The organism is Rhizobium aouanii (assembly GCF_037002925.1).
Taxonomy (GTDB): Bacteria; Pseudomonadota; Alphaproteobacteria; order Rhizobiales; family Rhizobiaceae; genus Rhizobium; species Rhizobium aouanii.
Genome location: NZ_JBAMYD010000015.1, coordinates 120,494 through 143,410, shown reverse-complemented (window position 1 = coordinate 143,410; position 22,917 = coordinate 120,494). Strand labels below are relative to the sequence as shown.

The following is a 22,917-nucleotide window of genomic DNA, read 5'->3' as shown; positions in this document are numbered from 1 at the left end:
GGGTGGCGCATGAAGGTTCTGTTGATCGGATCGGGCGGACGCGAGCATGCGCTCGCCTGGAAGCTGGCGCAATCGCCGTTGATGAGCGAATTCTATGCCGCGCCCGGCAATCCCGGCATTGCCGAACATGCCATCCTCGTGCCCTTGAATGTCGAGGATCACGAAGCGGTCGCGGCCTTCTGCAAGGACAAGGCGATCGATTTCGTCGTCGTCGGCCCGGAGGCGCCGCTGGTTGCCGGCCTCGCCGACCGGCTGCGCGCCGATGGCCTGGCGGTCTTCGGTCCTTCCGCTGCCGCCGCCCAGCTCGAGGGTTCCAAAGGCTTCACCAAGGATATCTGCGCCCGCTACGATATTCCGACAGGCGCTTACCAGCGCTTCAACAATGGACCGAAGGCGAAATCCTATATCCGTGCCCAGGGCGTGCCGATTGTCGTCAAGGCCGATGGTCTTGCCGCCGGCAAGGGCGTGACGGTTGCGATGACGCTGGACGAGGCCCTGGCTGCCGTCGACGACTGCTTCGAGGGCGCCTTCGGCGCTGCCGGCGCTGAAGTCGTCGTCGAAGCCTATCTCGATGGCGAGGAGGCGAGCTTCTTCTGTCTCTGCGATGGCAAACATGCGCTGCCGCTCGCAACCGCGCAGGATCACAAGCGGGTGGGCGAGGGTGATACCGGCGTCAATACCGGCGGCATGGGCGCCTATTCGCCGGCGCCTGTGATGACCGCCGAAATGGTCGAGCGCACCATGAAGGAGATCATCGAACCGACGATGCGCGGCATGGCCGAGAGCGGCCATCCCTTCTCCGGCGTCTTTTTCGCCGGGCTGATGATCACCAGGAAGGGGCCGGAGCTCATCGAATACAATGTCCGCTTCGGCGACCCAGAATGCCAGGTGCTGATGATGCGTTTGAAGAGCGATCTGCTGCCGCTGCTGCTCGCCACCGCCAACGGCACGCTCGATCAGGTCAAGGCCGAATGGAGCGACGATCCGGCACTGACGGTGGTCATGGCCTCGAAGGGTTATCCCGGCGCCCACGAGAAGAACACACCGATCCTCTCCCTGCCGGATGCAGGCGAGGGCGAGAAGGTGTTTCATGCCGGCACGGGTCTGAAGGATGGCGCATTGGTTGCGACCGGCGGCCGCGTGCTGAGCGTCACCGCGTCAGGCGGCACGGTCGCCGAGGCCAAGGACCGCGCCTACGCGCTGCTCGACAGGGTGAGATGGGAAAACGGCTTCTGCCGGCGCGACATCGGCTGGCGCGCGATCGAGCGCGAAACCGGCTCGGAATGAGCATAAACCGCCGCATTTTATAAATTTTTACCCTTTCCCCTGACGAGATGGAAACAAAGCTGCGCTAATTTGCTCCGAAGATGAGACGGAGTAACTTTGATGCGTCAGATTTTCCTCGGTGCGGCAATCCTGCTGATGGCAGGTTCTGCGATGGCGTCCTCGATCGAGGTGGTCGGCAAGACCGCGCCGTCCGCTGAAGGCAGCATCGTCACCGAAACCTGCGCCCATTGCCCGCCGCTCCAGGCCGAGCTGACCAAGAAGGACTATACGGTGCCGGAGCTGAAGCCCGGCGTCCTCCAGGCGAGTGAAATCCGCGATGTCGGCGGCGAAAAGAAGATCTATCGCACCGAAGGCTGGATGGGCGGCTCGCCCGTCGTCTTCGTCAGCAAGGCGACCCCGGAAGCGATGCTTGCCGCGGCGCCTTCCGCCCCGCCTGCAGACGGAATCGACATGAATGCGACGACGGCGGCTGTCATCGGCGGCGACGCCAGGCCCGTTGCGGCCGGCATGGCGGAACAACCGGCAGCCCTTAACGTTTCCGAATTCAAGCTGCGTTTCTAGGAGCATGTCGCGCAAAAGTGCGCGGCGCTTTAAAACCAAAGTTCCCTGCCCCTGCGTAATCAAGGTTTCGATCGCTTGGGGTTCCACCACCGGTGGACCGAATGCACCCTCGATGAGCAGCGAGGGTGCATTCTTGTTTTCATATGCTGAGATCCGGCGGTTTTGCCTTGTAAATTACCCTTCGATTTTTAGGGAAACTCGCGCCGCGAACAATAAAGTTAAAGCTTTTTTATGGGGTGAGCATCAATTGTTCCTTACCCGGTCGCAGCATGTTTGTTTTAGCAGCGGTAGACGCGTCCTCTTTTTGGTGCGCTCGCACAGGCGGTAGAAAACCGCACCGGAATGCAGCCATCCATTCCCGTTGCGAGGCGTCATGAAAAATTTGAAGATATCGAAGCAGCTCATATTGCTGGTCGTCGGCCTGATGATCGCCTTTGCGATCGCCACCTCCCTGCAGATCCGCTCCTCGGTCGATGCGATCTACAAGGAGCGTTACGACATGCTCCGCGCCGAGGTTCAGTCGGCGGTCTCGGTTCTCAAGCTTTACCAGGCCAAGGTAACCGCGGGCGAAATGAAGCTCGAGGATGCCCAGAAGCAGGCCTACACTACCGTCAACGGGATGAAATACGATCCGGACGGCTATTTCTTCGGTTATAGCTACGACGTCCAGATGATGTTCCATTATGATACCGCGAAAGTCGGGCAGAACCTGAAGGGTCAGCCGGACAGCAAAGGCAAGCTCTATCGCGAAGAGCTGGTCAAGCTCGGGCAGCAGGGCGGCGGTCTCGTCGAATTTTACTCCACCAGCAAACCGGGCCAGCCGGCGGGCGATTTCCGCAAGACGGCCTATGCACAGGCCTTCGAACCTTGGAAGGTCGTCGTCGTTACCGGCGTCTATATGGACGATCTCGATGCTCAGATAAACAGTACGATCCTGACTGCACTGTCCGGCAGCATCGTTCTGTTCTTCCTTGCCATGACGGCCGCCTACATCGTCATTCGCGGCATATCGGGACCTCTCAACAACGTGCACGCCGCCCTGAAGGCGGTCTCGGAGGAGGACGTTTCGATCGCCATCCCGCACACCGGCATGAACAACGAAGTCGGCATGATGGCCAAGGCGACGCTCTCGCTGCAGGAAAAGATCAGGGAGCGCCATCAGATGTCGGATCGCGAGGCGGCCCAGCAGCTGGCGCTGGAAAGCGAGCGCGAAAACAACTTGCGCCAGCAGCAGGACGAGGCAACGCTGCAGGCGCGCGTGGTGACGACGATCGGCCAGGCGCTGGAGATGATTGCCCGCGGTGATCTCACCGTCCGCTGCGCCGATCTCGGCCAGAAATACGCCGCCCTTCGCGACAACTTCAACGATGCGCTGTCGCATCTCGAAGTGGCCATGGCCAAGGTCAGCGCCAAAGGCACCGATATCGGCACCAGCAAGGAAGAGATCCGCCGCGCTTCGAACGAACTGTCGCAACGCACCGAACGCCAAGCCGCCAGCCTGGAAGAAACTTCGGCGGCACTCGATGAACTGACCGTCGCCGTCCGCCAGACGGCCGATGGCGCCCATGAAGCGAGCAAGCGTGTTCACTCGGTCAGCACCGAAGCCACCCATAGCGATGCGATCGTCACCCAGGCGATCGAGGCGATGAGCGGCATCGAGAAGTCGTCCTCGGAGATCACCAAGATCATCGGCGTCATCGACGAGATCGCTTTCCAGACCAACCTCTTGGCGCTGAATGCCGGCGTTGAGGCAGCGCGTGCCGGCGAATCCGGCAAGGGTTTTGCGGTCGTCGCCCAGGAAGTGCGCGAGCTTGCCCAGCGCTCGGCGGCTGCGGCCAAGGAGATCAAAGATCAGATCGCCCGCTCCTCCAGTCAGGTGGACCATGGTGTCCGTCTGGTCGGCGAGGCAGGCGAGGCGCTGAAGCGCATCTCCGACCAGATCAAGGCCGCCAATGAGATCGTCGCCAAGATCGCCCACAGCGCCTCCGAACAGGATACGACGCTGCGCTCGATCTCCTCGTCGATGAACCAGCTCGATGCCGCCACCCAGCAGAATGCCGCCATGGCCGAGGAGACCACGGCATCGGCCGAGACGCTCGCCACCGATACCGACGAGCTGATCGATCTCATCCGCGGCTTCCGCGTCAGTGGCGAAAGCGCTGCCCCGGCCACGCATCAGGGTCGCCGCGCTGCTTAAACGGCGCGGAGGCGACAAGCCTTTTCATCACGAAATTCTTAGCGGCCGTCGGTTCTCCGGCGGCCGTGCCGTTTGAAGCTCATTGCGCGATACGCTCGATCAACTGTTCGATCTCGCGATCGGAAAACACTTCGACACCGGCCGCCTTCAGCGCCGCCGCCGTCACGCCGTTGCCGGCCTGCTTGCGGCCGGTAAACGTGCCGTCATAGATGAAACCGGATCCGCAGGACGGGCTGCCGTCGATGAGCAGCGCATAATGGCAGCCGGCCTGCCTTGCGAGCGTCACGGCATTCTTGGCAGCCTGGAGGAACTCTTCCGTCACATCGGCGCCCGTCAGCTCGACAACCCGCGCCTTGCCGGCCAGCACATCCTCGCCGGTTGCCGCCTCCGCAATCTCCGCCGGCGGCCGCGGCACCGTCATGCCCGCCGACATCTCCGGACAGATCGTCACCAGCCGACCCTCGGCCCGCCATGTCTCGATCACCGGATGAAGCAGCGGCTTTGCCCGCCCGTCATAGCGGACGGCGTGGCCCATGAGACAGGCGCTGACGAGAATCTTGCTGTGCATGTGTGCTTGGATAGCGCGGTAACCGGGGCAATGCCAGTGTTGAGTGAGCTTATCTAAGGCGGTAGTGAACCGCATCCGCCCCTCATCCGCCTGCCGGCACCTTCTCCCCGTAAACGGGGCGAAGGGGATATGCCGCACCCTCTCGGTTCCCCGCCAGCCTCTCGCGTGGCACGTCCCCTCGCCCCGCGAGCGGGGAGAGGGTTAGGGTGAGGGGCCGATGTTTTTCGAGACGGCGCCACATCGCCGCGCGGACAAAGGTGAGCTCGACCCGAGGATCCACGCGGCAAACACTCCGTTTGTGCTGACAGGCGACAACCGCCGATGGCGGACGAACATCACCCCGAAATCTTCGAGAAATCCGCAACTGTTCCCGTCGCCTCGCGGATCAGCCGCAGCAGGGCAAGACGGTTGGCGCGGATGGCGGCGTCCTCGTCGTTGACGAGTACCTCTTCGAAGAAGCGGTCGACCGGGCCGCGCAGTTTGGAAAGCGCTTCCATCGCCGAGCGGAAATCTTCCCCGGCAACTGCGTCCGAGGCATCCTTCGAGGCGCTGGAGATTGCGGTGAAGAGCTCCTTCTCGGCATCGAGCTTCAGAAGCGCTGGCGAAACGCCATCGGCGATCACGGTGCCCTTCTTTTCCTCGGCGGCCAGCAGCTGCGTCGCGCGTTTGGTGCCGGCAAGCAGGTTCTTGCCGTCTTCCGAGCTGATGAAGGCCGTCAGCGCTTCGACGCGGCGCGCCACCATCAACAGGTCGTCGGCATCGGGCGTCAACACGGCGTCGATCAGATCATGGCGGGCGCCCTGGTCGCGCAGATAGACCTTGAGACGGTCGTGGAAGAAGGAGAGCAGGTCTCCATCCCTGGTCGCTGCCAGCAGCGGCAGGCGGATCCTTCGCTCCAGCAGGATCCTGACGACACCGAGTGCCGCCCGCCGCAGCGCGAACGGATCCTTCGACCCGGTCGGCTTTTCGTCGATCGCCCAGAAGCCGATCAGCGTATCGAGCTTGTCGGCAAGGGCGATGGTGATCGCCACTCTGTCCTCCGGCACGCGGTCGGACGGACCCTGCGGCTTGTAGTGGTCCTCGATCGCTGCGGCAACGGAGGCATCCTCACCCTGCAGCACTGCATATTTGCGGCCCATCAAGCCCTGCAATTCCGGGAATTCGCCGACGGCTTCGGTGCGCAGATCGGCCTTGGCGAGCACGGCGGCGCGATCGACCAGAGCCGCATCGGCGCCGGTGATGTCGGCCAATTCCTTGGCCAGTCCGCGGATGCGGGCGACCCGCGCACCCTGTGTACCGAGCTTGGCGTGGAAGGTCACGTCAAGTGCATCGAGCTTGGCCATGCGCTGGTCGAGCGGCTTCTTGATGTCGAGGCCGAACTTTGCCGCCGACGCCGTCAGCGTCTCGAGATCCGGCAGATTGCCCTGGTCGCGCTTCCAGAAGTGCAGCGCATCCGAAAGCCGAGCCCGCACCACCTTGCCGTTGCCGTGGACGATTTCCTTGCCGCCGTCACTCGCCTGGATGTTGGAAACCAGGATGAACCTGTTCGACAGCGTCTCGCTGCCGCTCGCGCGCGTCACGAAACACTTCTGGTTTGTCTTGATCGTCAGCCGGATGATTTCGGAGGGGATCGAGAGGTAATCCTCCTCGAAACTGCCTATCAGCACCTGCGGCCATTCGACGAGGCCGGAGACTTCCTCAAGCAGGCCTTCGTCTTCCACCAGCTCCAGCCCGTTGGCAAAGGCGATGTCGCGGGCGTCGTGCAGGATGATGTCCTTGCGCCGCTCGGCATCGAGGATGACCTTCGCCTTTTCCAGGTTCGCCGCATAATCGTCGAAGCGCCGCACCGTGATCGCCTCGGGCGCGTGGAAACGGTGGCCGTAGGTGATGTTGGAGGCGGTGATGCCGTCGATCTCGAAGGGGATGACGGTGGTCTCTTCATGCTCCGGGCCGAAGGTGCAGACGATCGACTGCAGCGGCCGCACCCAGCGCAGCGCGCCGGGCTTGGACGAGGCCTTGCCCCAGCGCATCGATTTCGGCCAGGGAAAGTCGCGGATGATGCCGGGCATGATATCGGTGACGATCTCTTCCGTCGCGCGGCCGGGCTTGGAGATGACCGCGACGTAGAAATCGCCCTTCTTCGGATCGCTCACCACCTGCGCCTCGGAGACCGAGGAAAGGCCGGCGCCGCGCAGAAAACCCTCGATCGCCTTCTCGTTGGCGTCGGTGCGCGGTCCCTTGCGCTCCTCGCGCACATCGGCGGAGCGGGCCGTCAGGCCATGGATGTCGAGCGCAAGCCGCCGCGGCGTCCAGTATTCGCGTGCCCCCTCGTAGGAAAGACCCGCTTCGACAAGCGCATCGGTGACGAGCTTCTTCAGGTCGCCGGCAGCCTTGCGCTGCATGCGGGCCGGAATCTCTTCGGAGCGGAGTTCGAGAAGAAGGTTTGGCATGTCAATCTTTTCCTTGCGCCCGCGGGCAGGGCGATCCAAAAACGTTGCTTCTGCTATCAAAGAATGCCGCATCTGCACAACCGCAAAAACGGACGAGAGCGATGGGGTGGGGCGACCGGCAGGCGTGTGGCCGCGTGGCCCCCTCATCTGCCTGCCGGCATCAACCGGGGCGAGCCGCAGGTCTCGCCCGTCCTTCGGACCCCCGAGGGGAGAAGGGATATGCCGCACTGCTTTCCTCCATCACAAACGGCAGCGGCAAGAATGGATCGCTGCCGCAAGTCCCCTTCTACCCATCGGGGAGAAGGTGCCCGGCAGGGCGGATGAGGGGGCCACACGGCAACACGCCGATGATCCCCAATCCATTAACCTGTGAAAACCACAGTCGGGCATTGCCTTGCCGCTTTTCGCCGCTATGGTCCCGCCACCTCTGACGAAACAGGAAATCTCATGGCCGCAGACCTCCGTTTTCTCGCAGCCCGCATCTCCGCCGAAATCAGCGCCCGGCCCGAACAGGCCAAAGCCGCCATCGAGCTGCTCGACGAGGGCGCAACCGTGCCCTTCATCGCCCGCTACCGCAAGGAAGTGACGGGCGGGCTTGACGATACGCAGCTGCGCAATCTCGCCGAGCGGCTGGTCTATCTGCGCGAACTCGAAGCCCGCCGCGACTCGATCGTCGAATCAATCACCGGCCAGGGCAAGATGACCGACGAGCTGATGGCCAAGGTGGCTGGCGCCGACACCAAGGCAGAGCTCGAAGATCTCTATCTGCCCTACAAGCCGAAGCGCCGCACGCGAGCCGAAATCGCTCGCGAACGCGGCCTCGGCCCGCTCGCCGAAGCGATCCTCGCCGACCGCGCCCGGGAGCCGGCGGTGGTGGCCGAAGGCTTCGTCACAGCGGATGTGCCCGATGTGAAGACGGCGCTCGAAGGCGCGCGCGACATCATCGCCGAAGGCATTGCCGAAAACGCCGACCTGCTCGGCAAGTTGCGCGCCCATATGCGTCAGGCCGCGCTGCTGAAGGCAAAAGTCGTCGACGGCAAGCAGGCGACCGGCGAGAAGTTTTCCGATTATTTCGACCATTCCGAACGCTGGGCGACTGCGCCTGGCCACCGCGCGCTCGCCATGCTGCGCGGCTGGAACGAGGAGGTGCTGACGCTGACGATCGAGGCCGACGCCGAAACCGCCTCTCCGAACAAGCCGGTTGAACGCATGATCGTGGCCGCCTACGAGATCGGCACCAGCCGTCCCGGCGACCGCTGGCTGATGGAGGTCGCAAGCTGGACCTGGCGCGTCAAGCTTTCCATGTCGCTTTCGCTCGACCTGATGCGGGAGCTGCGCGAGAGGGCCGAAGAGGAGGCGATCCATGTCTTCGCCCGCAATCTCAAGGACCTGCTTTTGGCAGCACCTGCCGGCTCGCGCGCGACGATGGGTCTCGATCCCGGCATCCGCACCGGCGTCAAGGTCGCCGTCGTCGACGGCACCGGCAAGGTGGTGGCGACCTCGACCGTCTATCCCTTCCAGCCGAGGAACGATGTGCGCGGCGCCCAGGTCGAACTCGCATCGCTGATCCGCAAGCACAATGTCGAGCTGATCTCGATCGGCAACGGAACCGGCAGCCGCGAAACCGAAAAGCTGGTGGCCGACATGCTGGCGGAGTTGCCGGCGCCGAAGCCGACCAAGGTCATCGTGTCGGAAGCCGGCGCCTCGGTCTATTCCGCCTCGGCGACCGCAGCGGCAGAATTTCCCGATCTCGACGTGTCGCTGCGCGGCGCCGTCTCCATTGCCCGCCGCCTGCAGGATCCGCTGGCCGAACTCGTCAAGATCGAGCCGAAGTCGATCGGCGTCGGCCAGTATCAGCATGACGTCGACCAGCAGAAGCTGTCGCGTTCGCTCGATGCCGTGGTGGAAGATGCGGTGAATGCCGTCGGTGTCGATCTCAACACCGCGTCAGCGCCGCTGCTCTCGCGCGTCTCCGGCCTCGGCCCGTCGATCGCCGATGCCATCGTCCGCCACCGCGACAGCGAGGGTCGTTTCGAGACGCGAAAGGATCTGCTGAAGGTCGCCCGCCTCGGCGGGCGCACCTTCGAGCAATGCGCCGGCTTCCTGCGCATCCCCAACGGCAAGGAGCCGCTCGATTCCTCCTCGGTGCACCCGGAGGCCTATGGCGTCGCCAAGAAGATCGTCGCCGCCTGCGGCCGCGATCTGCGTGCGCTAATGGGCGATAGCGCCGTACTGAAATCGGTGGATCCGCGCCAGTTTATCGACGAGAAATTCGGTTTGCCGACGGTCAAAGATATCATTGCAGAGCTGGAAAAGCCCGGCCGCGACCCGCGTCCGAGCTTCAAGACCGCGACCTTCGCCGAGGGCGTCAACGAAATCTCCGACCTGAAGCCCGGCATGGTGCTGGAAGGCACGGTGACCAACGTCGCCGCCTTCGGCGCCTTCGTCGATATCGGCGTGCATCAGGATGGTCTGGTGCACGTCTCCCAGCTTGCCGATCGCTTCGTCAAGGATCCCCACGAGGTCGTCAAGGCGGGCGATGTCGTCAAGGTGCGGGTTGTCGAAGTCGATGCCAAGCGTAAGCGCATCGCTCTCTCGATGAAACGCGATGACGGCTCCTCAGCGCCGCCGCCGCGTGGTGATTCTCGTCCAAACCAAGGGGCACGGCCGCAGAACGAGCGCCGGCCTGCAGCTCAGAAACCGGAAAGCCAGGGCGCATTCGGTGCGGCGCTGGCCGAAGCGATGAAGCGAAAATAAGGGTTTAGTGGGCATTTCGGCAAAAATGCAACAGTTTGGCAGCGTTCTGAACGGAGTGCTAAATCCGGCGCTTGTAAGGCGAAAGAGAGCTATTAAGTTGATGTGACCATCCTGTCACATTTGCGAGGCGTCCATGGCGTCGGCATTCTTATCGATCGTCCAGCAAATCGTCCGCAAGGGTTCGTTGAAACTTACTCTTGCCAATGGCGAAACCCACATTATCGGCGACGGCACGGGTGAAACCGTTGTCGCCCGCCTTGCCGATCAGGAGGCCGAGGACGCTATCCGGCGTGACCCGACCATGAAGCTCGGCGAAATGTACATGCAAGGCCGGTTCATTCTCGAACAGGGCAACATCTACGATTTTCTGTCGCTGGTGAAACAGAACACCACCAATGAAATCTTCGATTTCAAGATGGCGGCATTGCTGCTTGGCCGTATTGCCTGGCAGCAGCTGAAGAGCCGCGTGCCGGTCAATCGCAACAAGCACAATGTCGCCCATCATTACGACCTGTCGGCCAAGCTCTTCGATCTTTTCCTCGACGATGACTGGCAATATTCCTGCGCCTATTTCGAGCCGCCGGGCATTGGTCTCGACGAGGCGCAGCTCGCCAAGAAGCGCCATATCGCCGCAAAGCTTCTGCTCGAGCCGAACCAGCGCATCCTGGAGATCGGCTCCGGCTGGGGCGGCATGGGCATGTACCTGACGGAGGCGACCGAAGGTGCCGAGTTCACCGGCATCACACTGAGCGAAGAGCAGCTCAAGGTCTCGCGTACGCGCGCCGAAAAGCGCGGCCTTGCCGACCGGGTGCGTTTCGAACTGCAGGACTACCGCACCATGACGGGCAGGAAGTTCGACCGCATCGTCTCGGTCGGCATGTTCGAACATGTCGGCATCGGCCATTACGGCAATTTCTTCCGCAAGGTATCGGATCTGCTCGACGAGAACGGCGTCATGGTGCTGCATTCGATCGGCCGCCCGAAGCCGAGCTTCGGCACCAATGCCTTCATCGAGAAATATATCTTCCCGGGCGGCTACATCCCTTCCGTCGGCGAGGTCGTGCCGCCGCTCGAAAAAGCCGGGCTGCTGGTCAAGGATATCGAGATCCTGCCGATGCATTATGCCTATACGCTGCGCCATTGGCGCGAGCGTTTCGTGGCGCGCAAGGCCGAAGCGGTGGCGCTTTACGACGAGCAGTTCTTCCGCATGTGGGAATTCTATCTGGCTGGTTCCGAAATGGGTTTCCGCTGGGACGAGCTCTTCATCCTGCAGATCCAGATTGCCAAGAACCAGTTCGCCGTTCCGGACAATCGCAATTACATCGCGCGCAACGAAGCGAAGTTGAAGGAATTCGAGGCGAGGCGCGCTCCGCTCGAAAAAGTGACGTTCTGATCCGCGGAAATGCCGCTTCCGCTGGCGATTTTGCCGAGGAACCGATTCTCATGAAAGGTTGTGCCGATGAGCAGTGCGTTTCCCGAGATCTACTTGGTCCGCCACGGTGAAACCGAATGGAGCCTGTCCGGGCGCCATACCGGACGCAGCGATATTCCCTTGACGGCGAACGGCGAGGCCGCCGCCCGCAAACTCGCCGACCGGCTGGCGGGCCTTAGCTTCTCCGCCGTCTGGTCGAGCCCGTCCGAGCGAGCCCGCAAGACCTGCACGCTCGCCGGGTTCGGATCGGGCGCGGTGATCAAGGACAATCTCGCCGAATGGGACTACGGCGCTTATGAAGGCATCACCACCAAGGCGATCCTTGCCGACCGCCCCGGCTGGCAGCTCTTTCGCGACGGCTGCCCGAAGGGCGAATTCGCTGCCGATGTCGGCGATCGCGCCGACGCCGTGATTGGCGGACTTCGTCAAACGGCCGGCACCATCCTGGTCTTTTCGAGCTCGCATTTCCTGCGCGTCCTCGCCGCCCGCTGGCTCGGCCTGCCGCCGGAAGACGGCTCCCGTTTCGTACTCGATACGGCCAGCATCAGCGTGCTCGGCTACGAGCACGATCTGACCGAACCGGTCATCCGCCGCTGGAACCAGAGATAGGGAAACGGTGGCAGCTGGTTGCGACTTTCTTCGCACCAATGGCAGGCCCCTCACCCTAACCCTCATATGCGCTAGGTTTAGCCCTGGACATAAGGAATCTGGTTGTGATTCAAGCTTTGGATGAAGATTCGTCCTGAGATTTTGGATCATTGGCCGGAAGTGCGCGAGCGGCTTCCGGCGGGTTTTGACTTGGAAGCAACGGCGCGGTTGCGCGGTGCTTTTACACGGGTGCGGGAAATCAAGAATGCCGAGACGCTGTTGCGGCTGGCGCTTGCCTATGGCGGCCTTGGCATGTCGCTACGCGAGACCTGTGCATGGGCCGAAGCGGGCGGGATCGCCCGTTTGTCAGACCCATCGCTGCTCGAGCGGCTGTGCAAAGCGGCGCCTTGGCTTGGCGACATCGTGGCGGCGCTGATTGCCGAATAGGCCAAAGCGCCGGCGGGGCGCTTTGCGGGGTATCGCTTGCGTGTGCTCGATGGAACGTCGATCTGCCATCCGGGCGCTGACCGCACGACATGGCGGTTGCATGTCGGCTACGATCTGGCAACAGCTCAGGTCGATCAGCTTGAGCTGACCGACATCCATGGTGCCGAAAACCTTCAGCGCCTTACCTACGCACCCGGCGATATCGTGCTGGCCGATCGCTACTATGCAAGGCCGCGCGATCTACGGCCGGTGATCGATGCCGGTGCAGACTTCATCGTGCGGACCGGCTGGAACTCGTTGCGCCTGTTGCAGACGAATGGCGAGCCCTTTGATCTGTTTGCCGCGCTCGCCGCTCAGCAAGAGCAGGAAGGCGAGGTGCAGGTTCGTGTCCACGAAGGCATAACGGGGACGCCGCCACCACCGCCGCTGGTCCTGCGCCTCATTGTCCGGCGCAAGGATCCGCAACAGGCCCAAGCCGAGCAGGAGCGTCTACTCAAAGCCGCCCGCAAGCGCGGCAAAAAACCCGATCCGCGCAGTCTCGAGGCGGCGAAGTACATTCTCCTGCTGACTTCGCTGCCGACCGCCACCTTTGCACCGGCCGATATCCTCGCCCTCTATCGCTTCCGCTGGCAAATCGAGCTGGCGTTCAAACGGTTCAAGAGCTTGGCCGGTCTCGACAGCTTGCCAGCCAAGAAGCCTGAACTGGCCCGGGCATGGCTCTACGCCAGGCTGATCGTCGCCATCATCGCCGAACAGATTGCCGGGCAAGTCCCGGACTCTTCCCCCTCTGGACGCGGCAACCCCACGGGCAAGTCCCTCGCGCTGGCGTCTCATGAAGATAGCCCTGACCACCATTTGCGCCGCCATCCGCGGACCACTTCTGTGGCAGGCCGTCTGTAACCTCTTCACACGAAGTCGTCGCCACCTCTGCGAGCCGCCGCGACGACGCCGAAAACAATGCGACGATCTACACACCCGCCTAACCTAGCGCATATGACCCTAACCCTCTCCCCGTAAACGGGGCGAGGGGACGTGCCACGCGAGAGGCCTGTGGGGAACCGGAGAGCTCACGGCACATCCCCTTCGCCCCGCTAGCGGGGGTCCGAAGGACGGGTCGAGACCCGTGGCTCGACCCCGGTTGGTGCCGGCAGGCGGATGAGGGGCGGTCTCGCCAATCTGGAGGCGGGATGCCGTGTACGACCGCTAAAGGCGGCACGCCTTTCATTAGCGCCCTTGTTTCGCCGTGGTTAACATTGGGGTAACGACATCGGGATAGATGTAGCGAGCGCCGCCCTCCGCGGCTTTGTTTTTGCGTTTTCTGGAGTGTGGACGTGTCTCATCGATCAGTCGTATCGATCTCTTTGGCTATTGCCCTTTTTTCTGCTGGTTCGGTGGCCGCCCAGGAAAGCGGCCAGCACTTCTGGTCCGGCGACTGGTATCTGAGCCTCGGCGTCGCCGGCTTCTCCGCCCCGAAATTCGAGGGCTCGTCGCACAATGAATTCAAGTTCAGTCCGCTGATCTCGGTCGGCCGCCAGGGTGCCGGCCCGCGTTTTTCCTCGCGCAACGACAATCCGTCCTTCGCCCTCATCGACAAGGGCGCTTTCCGCGCCGGCATCGTCGGCAGGTTCGTGCCGTCGCGCGATGACGGCGACGGCAGCGAGCTGAAGGGCTTGAAGAAGGTCAAATGGGGGGCGGAAGCCGGCGGTTTCGTCGAGGTCTACCCGACAGATTTCCTTCGTGCCCGCGCCGAAGTCCGCCAGGGCATCCGCTCGCATGACGGCGTTGTCGCCGATCTCGCGGTCGATGCCTTCACCGATATCGCCCCCGACCTGCAGCTGTCAGGCGGACCGCGTGCGACCTTCGCCACCAGCGGCTATTACGATGCCTATTACGGCGTCAACGCCAAGCAGGCGGCGGCAAGCGGCCTTGACCCCTACAAGCCGTCGTCGGGCATCCAGTCCTATGGCGCAGGCGCGGCGCTGACCTGGAAGGCGACGGAAAACCTGTCGGCAAGCTCCTTCCTCGAATATAAGCGGCTGGCAGGCCCTGCCGCCGACAGCAGCCTCGTGCGCGAGCGCGGCTCGAAGAACCAGCTGTTGATCGGCGTCTCGGCGACCTACAAATTCAATTTCTCACTGCAGTGATCGACAGCGCCGCGCGTCTTTTCAAGACGCGTAAAGGACGTTTTAACGCTCTGAATTGCGTATAATTTGCCTTCAGTCGATTCCGATAAGGAATTGTGCGGGTGGCAGTGCGGTGATCGCTTCTTGACCCGATCGGCGGCTCACCGCTAGATGGCGGCATGCACGATACCGGCGACTTCAACGATCGCGTTTCCGACGCACCTTCCGATAACTGGGTCTACCGGATCCTGCCGCAATGGCTCTGGCCTTATGCGCAGCTGGCGCGCTGGGATCGCCCGATCGGCTGGCAGCTCTTGATGTGGCCGTGCTTCTGGTCGGCGACACTTGCTTCCAATGCGGCGATCGGTGAAGGGCTCTATTCCGGTAGCCTGCTGGTGTCTCACCTGTTCCTTTATTTCATCGGCGCGGTCGCCATGCGCGGCGCCGGTTGCACTTATAACGATCTCGTCGACCACGAGATCGATATGGAAGTGGCCCGCACGCGGTCGCGTCCGCTGCCCTCCGGCCGCGTCACGCGCCGCCGGGCGAAGATCTTCATCGGCCTGCAGGCGCTGGTCGGCCTCATCGTGTTGTTGCAGTTCAACTGGCTCAACGTCTTCCTCGGCGTGCTCTCGCTCGGGATCGTCGCGTTTTATCCCTTTGCCAAACGCTTCACCGACTGGCCGCAATTTTACCTCGGACTTGCCTTTTCCTGGGGCGCGCTGATGGGCTGGGCCGGGATTTTGGGCGGCCTCTCCTTTGCCGCCATCCTGCTCTACGCCGCCTCCGTCGCCTGGACGATCGGTTATGACACGATCTATGCGCATCAGGACAAGGAGGATGACGAGTTGATCGGCGTCCGCTCCACCGCGCGCCTGTTCGGCGACAGGACGCGGCAATGGCTGATCGGCCTTTATGGACTGACGCTGGTGCTGATGTTCATCGCTTTCGTTCTCGCCGGCGCCAACCTCATCGCTTTCCTCGCCTTGCTCGGTGCCGCCGGCATGTTCGCCTGGCAGATCATCCGGCTCGATATCAACGATGCCGACCAGTGCCTGGCGCTCTTCAAATCGAACAACCGCGTCGGCCTGATCATCTTCTTCGGCCTCTTCGTCTCGCTGCTGTTTGCCATTCCCTGATTGGGACGATGAACCGGGCGCGGGCGCCCGCCCTCAACCGAATTGGGGAATAGTTTCTGCCGCAACGATCTGTCGCAAAACTCTGACTTTGCGACTGGGTTTGCGAAAGGAATTTGGTCTAGCTGGCATTCGTGTCGTCCTTTGCGGCAGATGGAAGCCATGCCTTGATCTGTTGATCCGTGAGGTTGGCACCACACAACATCGTCGCTACACGGCAGCCTTTCAGGGCAGATGCCTGCGCAAGAATAGCTGCGAGCCCCGCTGCTCCGGCTGGTTCGACGAGACGCTTCCATGTGTCTTGAGCAAACCGCATTGCATCGAGAAGCTGATCGTCGTCCACAAGAACAACGTCATCGATCGTGTCTTGAAGCCAGCCGACGGCCGACGGGACGGGAATCCGCACAGCAATTCCATCGGCAATCGTGCGTGCCTTCGGCGTCGAGATCACGTCGCCCGCAATGTAGGACAGGGCCATGCAAGGCGCACCCTTTGCGGCGACGGCGATGACCCTTGTTCGCGGTGATCGTGATTTGAACCAGCATCCTACTCCGGCCGCCAGGGCACCGTTGCCAAGCGGAATGAAAACGGCGTCGATATCTTCGACCTCTTCAGTCAGCTCCGCCGCAATCGTTCCTGCCCCTTCCGCAATGGCGGCGCTCGCTCCGTCCTCGACGAACTGCAGCTTCCGTTCGGCGGCGTAGATTTTGGCGGCTTCCTTTGCAGCGTCAAAATCTTCTCCGGCGAGAAAGACCTCTGCCCCAAACCGGCGCATGGCTTCGATCTTCAACGGATTGGCGCTGATACTGGCGAACACGATCAGAGATCGCCCATGCCGCGCGGCATTGTAAGCAAGCCCTTGGCCGAAGTTCCCGGCTGATGCCGTGACCAGAGGAGTTCTGTCGCCAGCGAGATCGGCGAGAAAATATCCCGTCCCGCGCCCCTTGAAGCTGCGAATCGGATTTTCCGTTTCGTCCTTGGCGACGAGCGACAGCGCGAGCCTATCGGCACGCAGCAAATTGGTGTTCAGGAAAATCGGATCGATTTTTTTGCGTGCATCGTCGATTTTGGCGGCTGAAAGAGGTGTTTGTTTTGTCATGGGCAGATGATAGTAATTTTCGGCGCGGAAAAACCGCGCTTGTGACAAATTTATAGCGGAATTTCTGCTTATAAGCTTGGTTATACGCTGTGGACGATATTGATCGAACCATTCTGTCGATGCTGCAGGAGAATGCCGACATTCCCGGCAAGGTCATTGCTGACGCGGTCAATCTCTCTACCTCGGCCGTCGAACGGCGCATCGGCAAACTGAAGCAAGATGGGATCATCGAGAAGATCGTGGCGGTGGTCAGTCCGAAAGCCATTGATCGCACCTTGTCCGTTTTGGTTGAGCTCGAAATCCAGAACGAACATCGACACGCGTTGGAGCAATTCCAGCGATGGTTGGATCATGCGCCTGAAGTTCAGTCATGCTGGTATGTCACCGGCGACATGGACTATGTCCTGCTCGTGGCCGTCCGCAATCTTGAGGAATACAATGCCTTCATTGAGCGGCTTATGGGCGAGCAACAGGCGCTCGTGCGAAAATACAAGAGCCTGATCGCACTCAAAACGGTCAAGCACGGGTTGGGACTTTCCGTCCTTGAATGAGAGGCTTTTTACTGGCTACGCAGTGATCCTGCCAAAATTCATCCCGCAGTGCCAATCGAGACAGTTTGCGGCCGAATTCGACAGCGTCGCAAAACGGGCATTCCGCGACAGGTGAGTGCGCAGAATGCCCGGCAATGATGTGTTCGGTGTCGCGATTTCGGTCAGTTGCGGGCGATGATTTCCTTGCCTTCGATCTTCATGGCGACGCCCAGCCGGCCGGTGGTGCGGCGCACCAGGAAGCGCGGGCGGCGATTGGCGAAGTAGGAATGACGGCGGCGCGGCTTAAGGTCGCTGGTGCGCAAGGCGCCGATGTGGTCTTCGAGCGGCCGGGCGACGCCATCGGCCTCGACCATCAGCATCGGAATGCGGAAGGCTTCCGACCAGCTGCGCCAGTCTGCAGCGATGTCGCTGAGATCATGCGCGACGAGCAGCGGAATGCAGAGCTCTGGATCGGCGTGGTGGAGTTCGAGAGTGACGGTGACATCGCCGTCGCCATGGTCGATGGCGCGGGCGGCGACGCCCTTGAAAACGCGCTTCGGCAGCGCAATCGAGAGCGGCAGGCCGCTGGAGGGGAGGACCTTGCGCAGGACCGCACCGCGTTCGTCTATGGTGATATTGACGTCATCCGAACAATCGTGGATGGCGTAGCTGACCTGCTGGGGAAAGCGGGACGGATCGAGGCGTAACGTCGTGCCAGCCCAGGCGGGCTTCATAACGGGATTGTTCATTTCATTCTACCCTTGTCTTACCTGAGAGCCGATTTCCGGTCTTCTCCTTGGGACTTTTCGTCCTCTATGGCCGACAATAGGCAGCCGCCCTTCCGTACAGCTTAAAAATTGCGGTTAAGAAAACTTTGCCTCCTCTGATGGTTATCAAAACCGAATCCGGCAGGGTTTCCGGAAGGTGAACGATGTGGTGTCCCGAAGTGATGCATCTTGAGGTAAGCCTCAGGTAAGCTTTCCATGGCAAAATGTGCTCACCAGCATTTCGTCGTTCTTTTAGAGATTTTGCCGAAAAGGGCGCTTTCCATGATCACGGCTTCCCTCGCTTACACGATCCTGTCGCGGGACATGACGTCCAGCCTCAACAAGGTCGCGTCGCAGACGACGGTCAAGAAGGATGCCCAATATTACGCCGACCATATCAACAAGGTCACCAATGTCGACGACTTCCTCGGCGACTACAAGCTCTACAGCTATGCGATGAAGGCCTATGGCCTCGAGGACATGACCTATGCCAAGGCCTTCATGAAGAAGGTGCTGGAAAGCGATCTCACCGATCCCGACAGCTACGCCAACAAGCTCTCCGATACGCGCTACCGCGAATTCGCCGCCGCCTTCAATTTCAATGCGCCCGAGAAGGACGTGCAGACGGATGCGCAGGAGGACGAGCTCATCGGCCTCTACAAGCAGTCCTTCGCCGATGCCGAAAAGGCCGCGAGCGCCGAGAGCACCTATTACGGCAACAATATCGATAGCGTGCAGAGCGTCGACGACCTGGTCAACAACAACCGGCTGCGCACCTATGTGCTGAAGACCTTCAACATCGATCCCACCTATGCGTCGAAGGATTTTCTGCGGCAGGTGCTGACCAGCGATCTCAGCGACCCCACAAGCTTCGTCAATACGCAGGGCGGCGACAAATATAAGGCGCTTGCCGCCCAGTTCAGCTTCAACGCCGACGGCACCGTCACCGGCACGGCCCAGACCGCCGCGCAGAAGGCCTCGGTCATCGAGTCCTACACGCTGAATTCCCAATCGGTCATCATCGACAATTCGGTCGGTTCGGACGTCTATTACGTCGGCCAGACGGCGGCGGACTACAACAAGGCCTATTATACGGCGAAGATCGGCACGATCACCAATGTCGACGATCTGGTCGCCGACAAGCGGCTGACCTCTTACATCACGACGGCTTACAGCATGGGCGCCGATTTCACCGCCGCAGCACTGCGCACGGTGCTGACTGACCCCGGCTACGCCCAGTTGATGGGTTTTACCAATGTTTACAATGCTTTCAACTTCAAGGCTGACGGGTCGACCTCCAGCACGGCGCGCGTTCAGTCGATCGATCAGGCAAACAAACTGAAGTCGGCGGCATCGAGCACGAACAATTATTATACCGTCACCTCGCAGTCGACCGCCATCACCAATGTCGACGATCTGCTCGCCGATAGTGTGCTGGCGCGCTACATCAAGGATGCCTATGGTCTCGGCACGAGTTTCAGCAATGCCGATCTGAAGAATATCCTGACGGATTCGGCCTATGCCTCGGCCCAAGGCCATGCGGATCTCAATGCCGACTTCAATTTCCAGGCAGACGGCTCGATCAACGGTTCCGTGATCCAGACGGCGGCGCAGCGGAAATCGACCACCGACAGGTCGGCGGCGAATGCAGCGCATTTCAACAGCATGATCGGCAACGTCACCAATGTCGACGACATCATGTCGGATGCCGTTGCGGTCAGCTATATCAGAAACAGCATGCAGATCGCCGACAGCGTCTCGGATGCGACATTGAGGACTTTCCTCGTCGATCGCACGGCTGCCAGCGCCCAGGGCTACAGCGACGTTCACGACCTCTTCAATTTCAAATCGGACGGTTCGATCGCGACCCTTTACGCCTCGCAGACAGCGACGCAAAGTGCCAGCACCGCCGGCAAGGCCGACGATGCGGCAGTTTACTACCAGTCGACCATCGCCGGCATCGCAAACGTCGATCAGTTGCTGGTCGACCAGAAGCTGAACAATTTCGTGCGCAACGCCTACGGCATCCCGTCGACCGTCACCGACGTCGCGCTTCGCGCCATCCTGACTGACCAGAGCGGCACCGGCACCTATGCCGACGTTGCCGCCGCCTTCAACTTCAAGGCGGACGGCACGCTTGAGGACGGGATGGCTGCGCAGACGGCAACCCAGATCAGCAGCACGAAATTTGCCGGCGCGGCGCGCACGGATGATTATTCCGCCAGGATGTCAACCATCAGCAATGTTGATGATCTGCTTGCCGATGACGCCATCACCAATTTCCTGAAGAGCACCTACAATCTGCCGTTCAATATTTCCGACGCCGATCTGAAGAGCATCCTGACCGATGCGACGGCCGCTGCCGCAGCCGGCCACACCGATCTCAATGCCGACTTCAACTTCGCCGCCGACGGATCGCTTCCTGTCGTCAGCTCGGTCCAGACGGCCGATCAGGCACAGACCACCAACGACAATTATGCGGCGCGTTACGACGACGAACGCGACGAGGCGATCGACGAGGTCGCATCCAACTACCAGAAGCTTATGGCCGACAGCAGCAGCCTGCTGAATTTCTCCGACGTCGAGAGCGTCAATGATTTCCTGCGCAGCAATTCGGCGGCCGATTTCAGCAAGAGCAACGACAATCTACCGGATCTCTTCCATGTGGCGCTGCAGGCTTTCGGCCTGACCGACCAGGACGTATCGCGTTCGATGATGCGCAAGATCCTGACCAGCGATGCCTATGATCCGAACGGCTATGTCGCCTCGCTCAAGGATGAACGCATCACCAACCTTGCCCGCGCCTTCAACTTCGGCCCCGACGGCAAGGCGGCATCACCCTTCCAGGCGCTGCCCGACGCGACCATGGCCAAATATGCCACCGACTATAGATCGCATATCACCATGCTGATGAAGGACGGTCCGGTAAAGGACAAGGCGGCGAAGGACGCTACGGCCGAAGTCGATTATTTCGCCAAGAGCATGGCGAAGGTGAAGTCGCTCGACGATTTCCTCGACGACAGCCGCCTGACCGACCTGGTGCTGAAGGCGAACAACCTTGATCCGAAGGATTACGACCAGGCGACGCTGAAGAAGATCTTCACGTCCGATCCCGACGACAAGAAGAGCTATCTCAACGCCACCGCCGATGCGAGATTCAAGGACATCGTCGCCGCCTTCAATTTCGACAAGGACGGCAATCTGACCCGCGCCAAGATCGGCACCATCCAGAACAAGGCGGCCGAGGAACATACGCAGGAGCTCTACATCAGGCAGACGATGGAGAACCAGGAGGGCGAAAGCAATGACGGCGTCCGCCTGGCGCTCTATTTTAGCCGCAAGGCCTCGAGCATCACTTCGATCTATGGGATCCTCGGCGACAAGGCGCTGTATCAGGTCATCACCACAGCCTACAGCCTGCCGTCGCAGATCTCCGGCATGGATGTCGCCAAGCAGGCCGATCTCATCAACCGCTTCGTCAAGCTCGAGGATCTTCAGGATCCGAAGAAGGTCGACAAGCTGCTGCGCCGGTTCACCGCGATGTACGACGTCCAGAACGCCGCCCAGCAGTCGCCGGCGCTGATGATCCTGACCAACGGCGGTACGCAGTAGGCCTGATGGCAATTCCAGCAAAGCGCGCAGCGGTTGACGCGGATGTCCGCCCCTCACCCTAACCCTCATATGCGCTAGGTTTAGCCCTGGACATAAGGAATCTGGTTGTGATTCAAGCTTTGGATGAAGATTCGTCCTGAGATTTTGGATCATTGGCCGGAAGTGCGCGAGCGGCTTCCGGCGGGTTTTGACTTGGAAGCAACGGCGCGGTTGCGCGGTGCTTTTACACGGGTGCGGGAAATCAAGAATGCCGAGACGCTGTTGCGGCTGGCGCTTGCCTATGGCGGCCTTGGCATGTCGCTACGCGAGACCTGTGCATGGGCCGAAGCGGGCGGGATCGCCCGTTTGTCAGACCCATCGCTGCTCGAGCGGCTGTGCAAAGCGGCGCCTTGGCTTGGCGACATCGTGGCGGCGCTGATTGCCGAATAGGCCAAAGCGCCGGCGGGGCGCTTTGCGGGGTATCGCTTGCGTGTGCTCGATGGAACGTCGATCTGCCATCCGGGCGCTGACCGCACGACATGGCGGTTGCATGTCGGCTACGATCTGGCAACAGCTCAGGTCGATCAGCTTGAGCTGACCGACATCCATGGTGCCGAAAACCTTCAGCGCCTTACCTACGCACCCGGCGATATCGTGCTGGCCGATCGCTACTATGCAAGGCCGCGCGATCTACGGCCGGTGATCGATGCCGGTGCAGACTTCATCGTGCGGACCGGCTGGAACTCGTTGCGCCTGTTGCAGACGAATGGCGAGCCCTTTGATCTGTTTGCCGCGCTCGCCGCTCAGCAAGAGCAGGAAGGCGAGGTGCAGGTTCGTGTCCACGAAGGCATAACGGGGACGCCGCCACCACCGCCGCTGGTCCTGCGCCTCATTGTCCGGCGCAAGGATCCGCAACAGGCCCAAGCCGAGCAGGAGCGTCTACTCAAAGCCGCCCGCAAGCGCGGCAAAAAACCCGATCCGCGCAGTCTCGAGGCGGCGAAGTACATTCTCCTGCTGACTTCGCTGCCGACCGCCACCTTTGCACCGGCCGATATCCTCGCCCTCTATCGCTTCCGCTGGCAAATCGAGCTGGCGTTCAAACGGTTCAAGAGCTTGGCCGGTCTCGACAGCTTGCCAGCCAAGAAGCCTGAACTGGCCCGGGCATGGCTCTACGCCAGGCTGATCGTCGCCATCATCGCCGAACAGATTGCCGGGCAAGTCCCGGACTCTTCCCCCTCTGGACGCGGCAACCCCACGGGCAAGTCCCTCGCGCTGGCGTCTCATGAAGATAGCCCTGACCACCATTTGCGCCGCCATCCGCGGACCACTTCTGTGGCAGGCCGTCTGTAACCTCTTCACACGAAGTCGTCGCCACCTCTGCGAG

18 protein-coding genes are annotated in these 22,917 nt (G+C 61.4%); 14 read left to right on the top strand and 4 right to left on the bottom strand.

Translation table 11 applies throughout. The features are described from left to right. Positions 1-9 precede the first annotated feature (9 nt). From purD to V8P77_RS24955, 3 genes are all read left to right on the top strand, one after another. Positions 10-1,287, top strand: coding sequence for a phosphoribosylamine--glycine ligase (gene purD, locus V8P77_RS24965; RefSeq protein ID WP_335914654.1), 1,278 nt, complete (start codon positions 10-12; stop codon positions 1,285-1,287). Between the two features lie 99 nt (positions 1,288-1,386). After that, positions 1,387-1,848, top strand: a complete 462-nt coding sequence (locus V8P77_RS24960) for a plant virulence effector HPE1-like domain-containing protein (RefSeq protein ID WP_025393395.1) — start codon at positions 1,387-1,389, stop codon at positions 1,846-1,848. Positions 1,849-2,221: 373 nt separating this feature from the next. Continuing rightward, positions 2,222-4,045 carry a methyl-accepting chemotaxis protein gene (locus V8P77_RS24955; protein WP_335914653.1) on the top strand — a complete coding sequence of 608 codons (1,824 nt, stop codon included), beginning with the start codon at positions 2,222-2,224 and terminating at the stop codon, positions 4,043-4,045. A gap of 79 nt (positions 4,046-4,124) precedes the next feature. Here the strand turns inward: V8P77_RS24955 and V8P77_RS24950 are convergent, their stop codons facing one another. Together V8P77_RS24950 and glyS are read right to left on the bottom strand one after the other, a co-directional pair. Then, positions 4,125-4,613 carry a 2-thiouracil desulfurase family protein gene (locus V8P77_RS24950; RefSeq protein ID WP_335914652.1) on the bottom strand — a complete coding sequence of 163 codons (489 nt, stop codon included), beginning with the start codon at positions 4,611-4,613 and terminating at the stop codon, positions 4,125-4,127. Positions 4,614-4,948: 335 nt separating this feature from the next. Beyond that, entirely contained in the window at positions 4,949-7,063 is a 2,115-nt protein-coding gene (glyS, locus tag V8P77_RS24945; protein ID WP_335914651.1) for a glycine--tRNA ligase subunit beta, read from the bottom strand. A gap of 447 nt (positions 7,064-7,510) precedes the next feature. Here glyS and V8P77_RS24940 point away from each other — a divergent pair, with 447 nt between their 5' ends. The 7 genes from V8P77_RS24940 to ubiA all read left to right on the top strand — a co-directional run bounded on the left by V8P77_RS24940 (position 7,511) and on the right by ubiA (position 15,549). Beyond that, complete coding sequence (locus tag V8P77_RS24940; RefSeq protein WP_335914650.1) at positions 7,511-9,820, top strand: Tex family protein; 2,310 nt, start codon at positions 7,511-7,513, stop codon at positions 9,818-9,820. 133 nt (positions 9,821-9,953) lie between these two features. Then, positions 9,954-11,213 carry a cyclopropane fatty acid synthase gene (locus V8P77_RS24935; protein ID WP_335914649.1) on the top strand — a complete coding sequence of 420 codons (1,260 nt, stop codon included), beginning with the start codon at positions 9,954-9,956 and terminating at the stop codon, positions 11,211-11,213. Positions 11,214-11,279: 66 nt separating this feature from the next. After that, the gene (locus V8P77_RS24930) at positions 11,280-11,861 is read left to right on the top strand and encodes a histidine phosphatase family protein (RefSeq protein ID WP_335914648.1); all 582 of its coding nucleotides are present in this window, start codon (positions 11,280-11,282) and stop codon (positions 11,859-11,861) included. Between the two features lie 120 nt (positions 11,862-11,981). Beyond that, positions 11,982-12,287 (top strand): hypothetical protein, encoded by a 306-nt coding sequence (locus V8P77_RS24925; protein ID WP_335914642.1) that lies wholly within the window; start codon positions 11,982-11,984, stop codon positions 12,285-12,287. 36 nt (positions 12,288-12,323) lie between these two features. Then, positions 12,324-13,187 carry an IS4 family transposase gene (locus V8P77_RS24920; protein ID WP_335914641.1) on the top strand — a complete coding sequence of 288 codons (864 nt, stop codon included), beginning with the start codon at positions 12,324-12,326 and terminating at the stop codon, positions 13,185-13,187. A 431-nt stretch (positions 13,188-13,618) separates the two neighbouring features. Continuing rightward, positions 13,619-14,431 carry a MipA/OmpV family protein gene (locus tag V8P77_RS24915; RefSeq protein ID WP_335914647.1) on the top strand — a complete coding sequence of 271 codons (813 nt, stop codon included), beginning with the start codon at positions 13,619-13,621 and terminating at the stop codon, positions 14,429-14,431. Between the two features lie 158 nt (positions 14,432-14,589). After that, positions 14,590-15,549, top strand: a complete 960-nt coding sequence (gene ubiA, locus V8P77_RS24910) for a 4-hydroxybenzoate octaprenyltransferase (protein ID WP_335914646.1) — start codon at positions 14,590-14,592, stop codon at positions 15,547-15,549. A gap of 118 nt (positions 15,550-15,667) precedes the next feature. Here ubiA and V8P77_RS24905 read toward each other — a convergent pair whose 3' ends face one another. Continuing rightward, entirely contained in the window at positions 15,668-16,645 is a 978-nt protein-coding gene (locus tag V8P77_RS24905) for a threonine ammonia-lyase (RefSeq protein ID WP_335914645.1), read from the bottom strand. A gap of 89 nt (positions 16,646-16,734) precedes the next feature. Here V8P77_RS24905 and V8P77_RS24900 point away from each other — a divergent pair, with 89 nt between their 5' ends. Continuing rightward, the gene (locus tag V8P77_RS24900) at positions 16,735-17,196 is read left to right on the top strand and encodes an Lrp/AsnC family transcriptional regulator (RefSeq protein WP_335914644.1); all 462 of its coding nucleotides are present in this window, start codon (positions 16,735-16,737) and stop codon (positions 17,194-17,196) included. A 161-nt stretch (positions 17,197-17,357) separates the two neighbouring features. Here V8P77_RS24900 and V8P77_RS24895 read toward each other — a convergent pair whose 3' ends face one another. Beyond that, positions 17,358-17,924: a DUF6101 family protein gene (locus V8P77_RS24895; protein ID WP_017990459.1), complete on the bottom strand. Its 567-nt coding sequence runs from the start codon at positions 17,922-17,924 to the stop codon at positions 17,358-17,360. A gap of 300 nt (positions 17,925-18,224) precedes the next feature. On the opposite strand from V8P77_RS24895, the gene V8P77_RS24890 reads away from it, so the two are divergent. From V8P77_RS24890 to V8P77_RS24880, 3 genes are all read left to right on the top strand, one after another. Continuing rightward, positions 18,225-21,554 carry a DUF1217 domain-containing protein gene (locus V8P77_RS24890; protein WP_335914643.1) on the top strand — a complete coding sequence of 1,110 codons (3,330 nt, stop codon included), beginning with the start codon at positions 18,225-18,227 and terminating at the stop codon, positions 21,552-21,554. A 123-nt stretch (positions 21,555-21,677) separates the two neighbouring features. Beyond that, entirely contained in the window at positions 21,678-21,983 is a 306-nt protein-coding gene (locus V8P77_RS24885) for a hypothetical protein (protein ID WP_335914642.1), read from the top strand. A 36-nt stretch (positions 21,984-22,019) separates the two neighbouring features. Next, positions 22,020-22,883: an IS4 family transposase gene (locus tag V8P77_RS24880; protein WP_335914641.1), complete on the top strand. Its 864-nt coding sequence runs from the start codon at positions 22,020-22,022 to the stop codon at positions 22,881-22,883. The last annotated feature ends 34 nt before the right edge of the window (positions 22,884-22,917 follow it).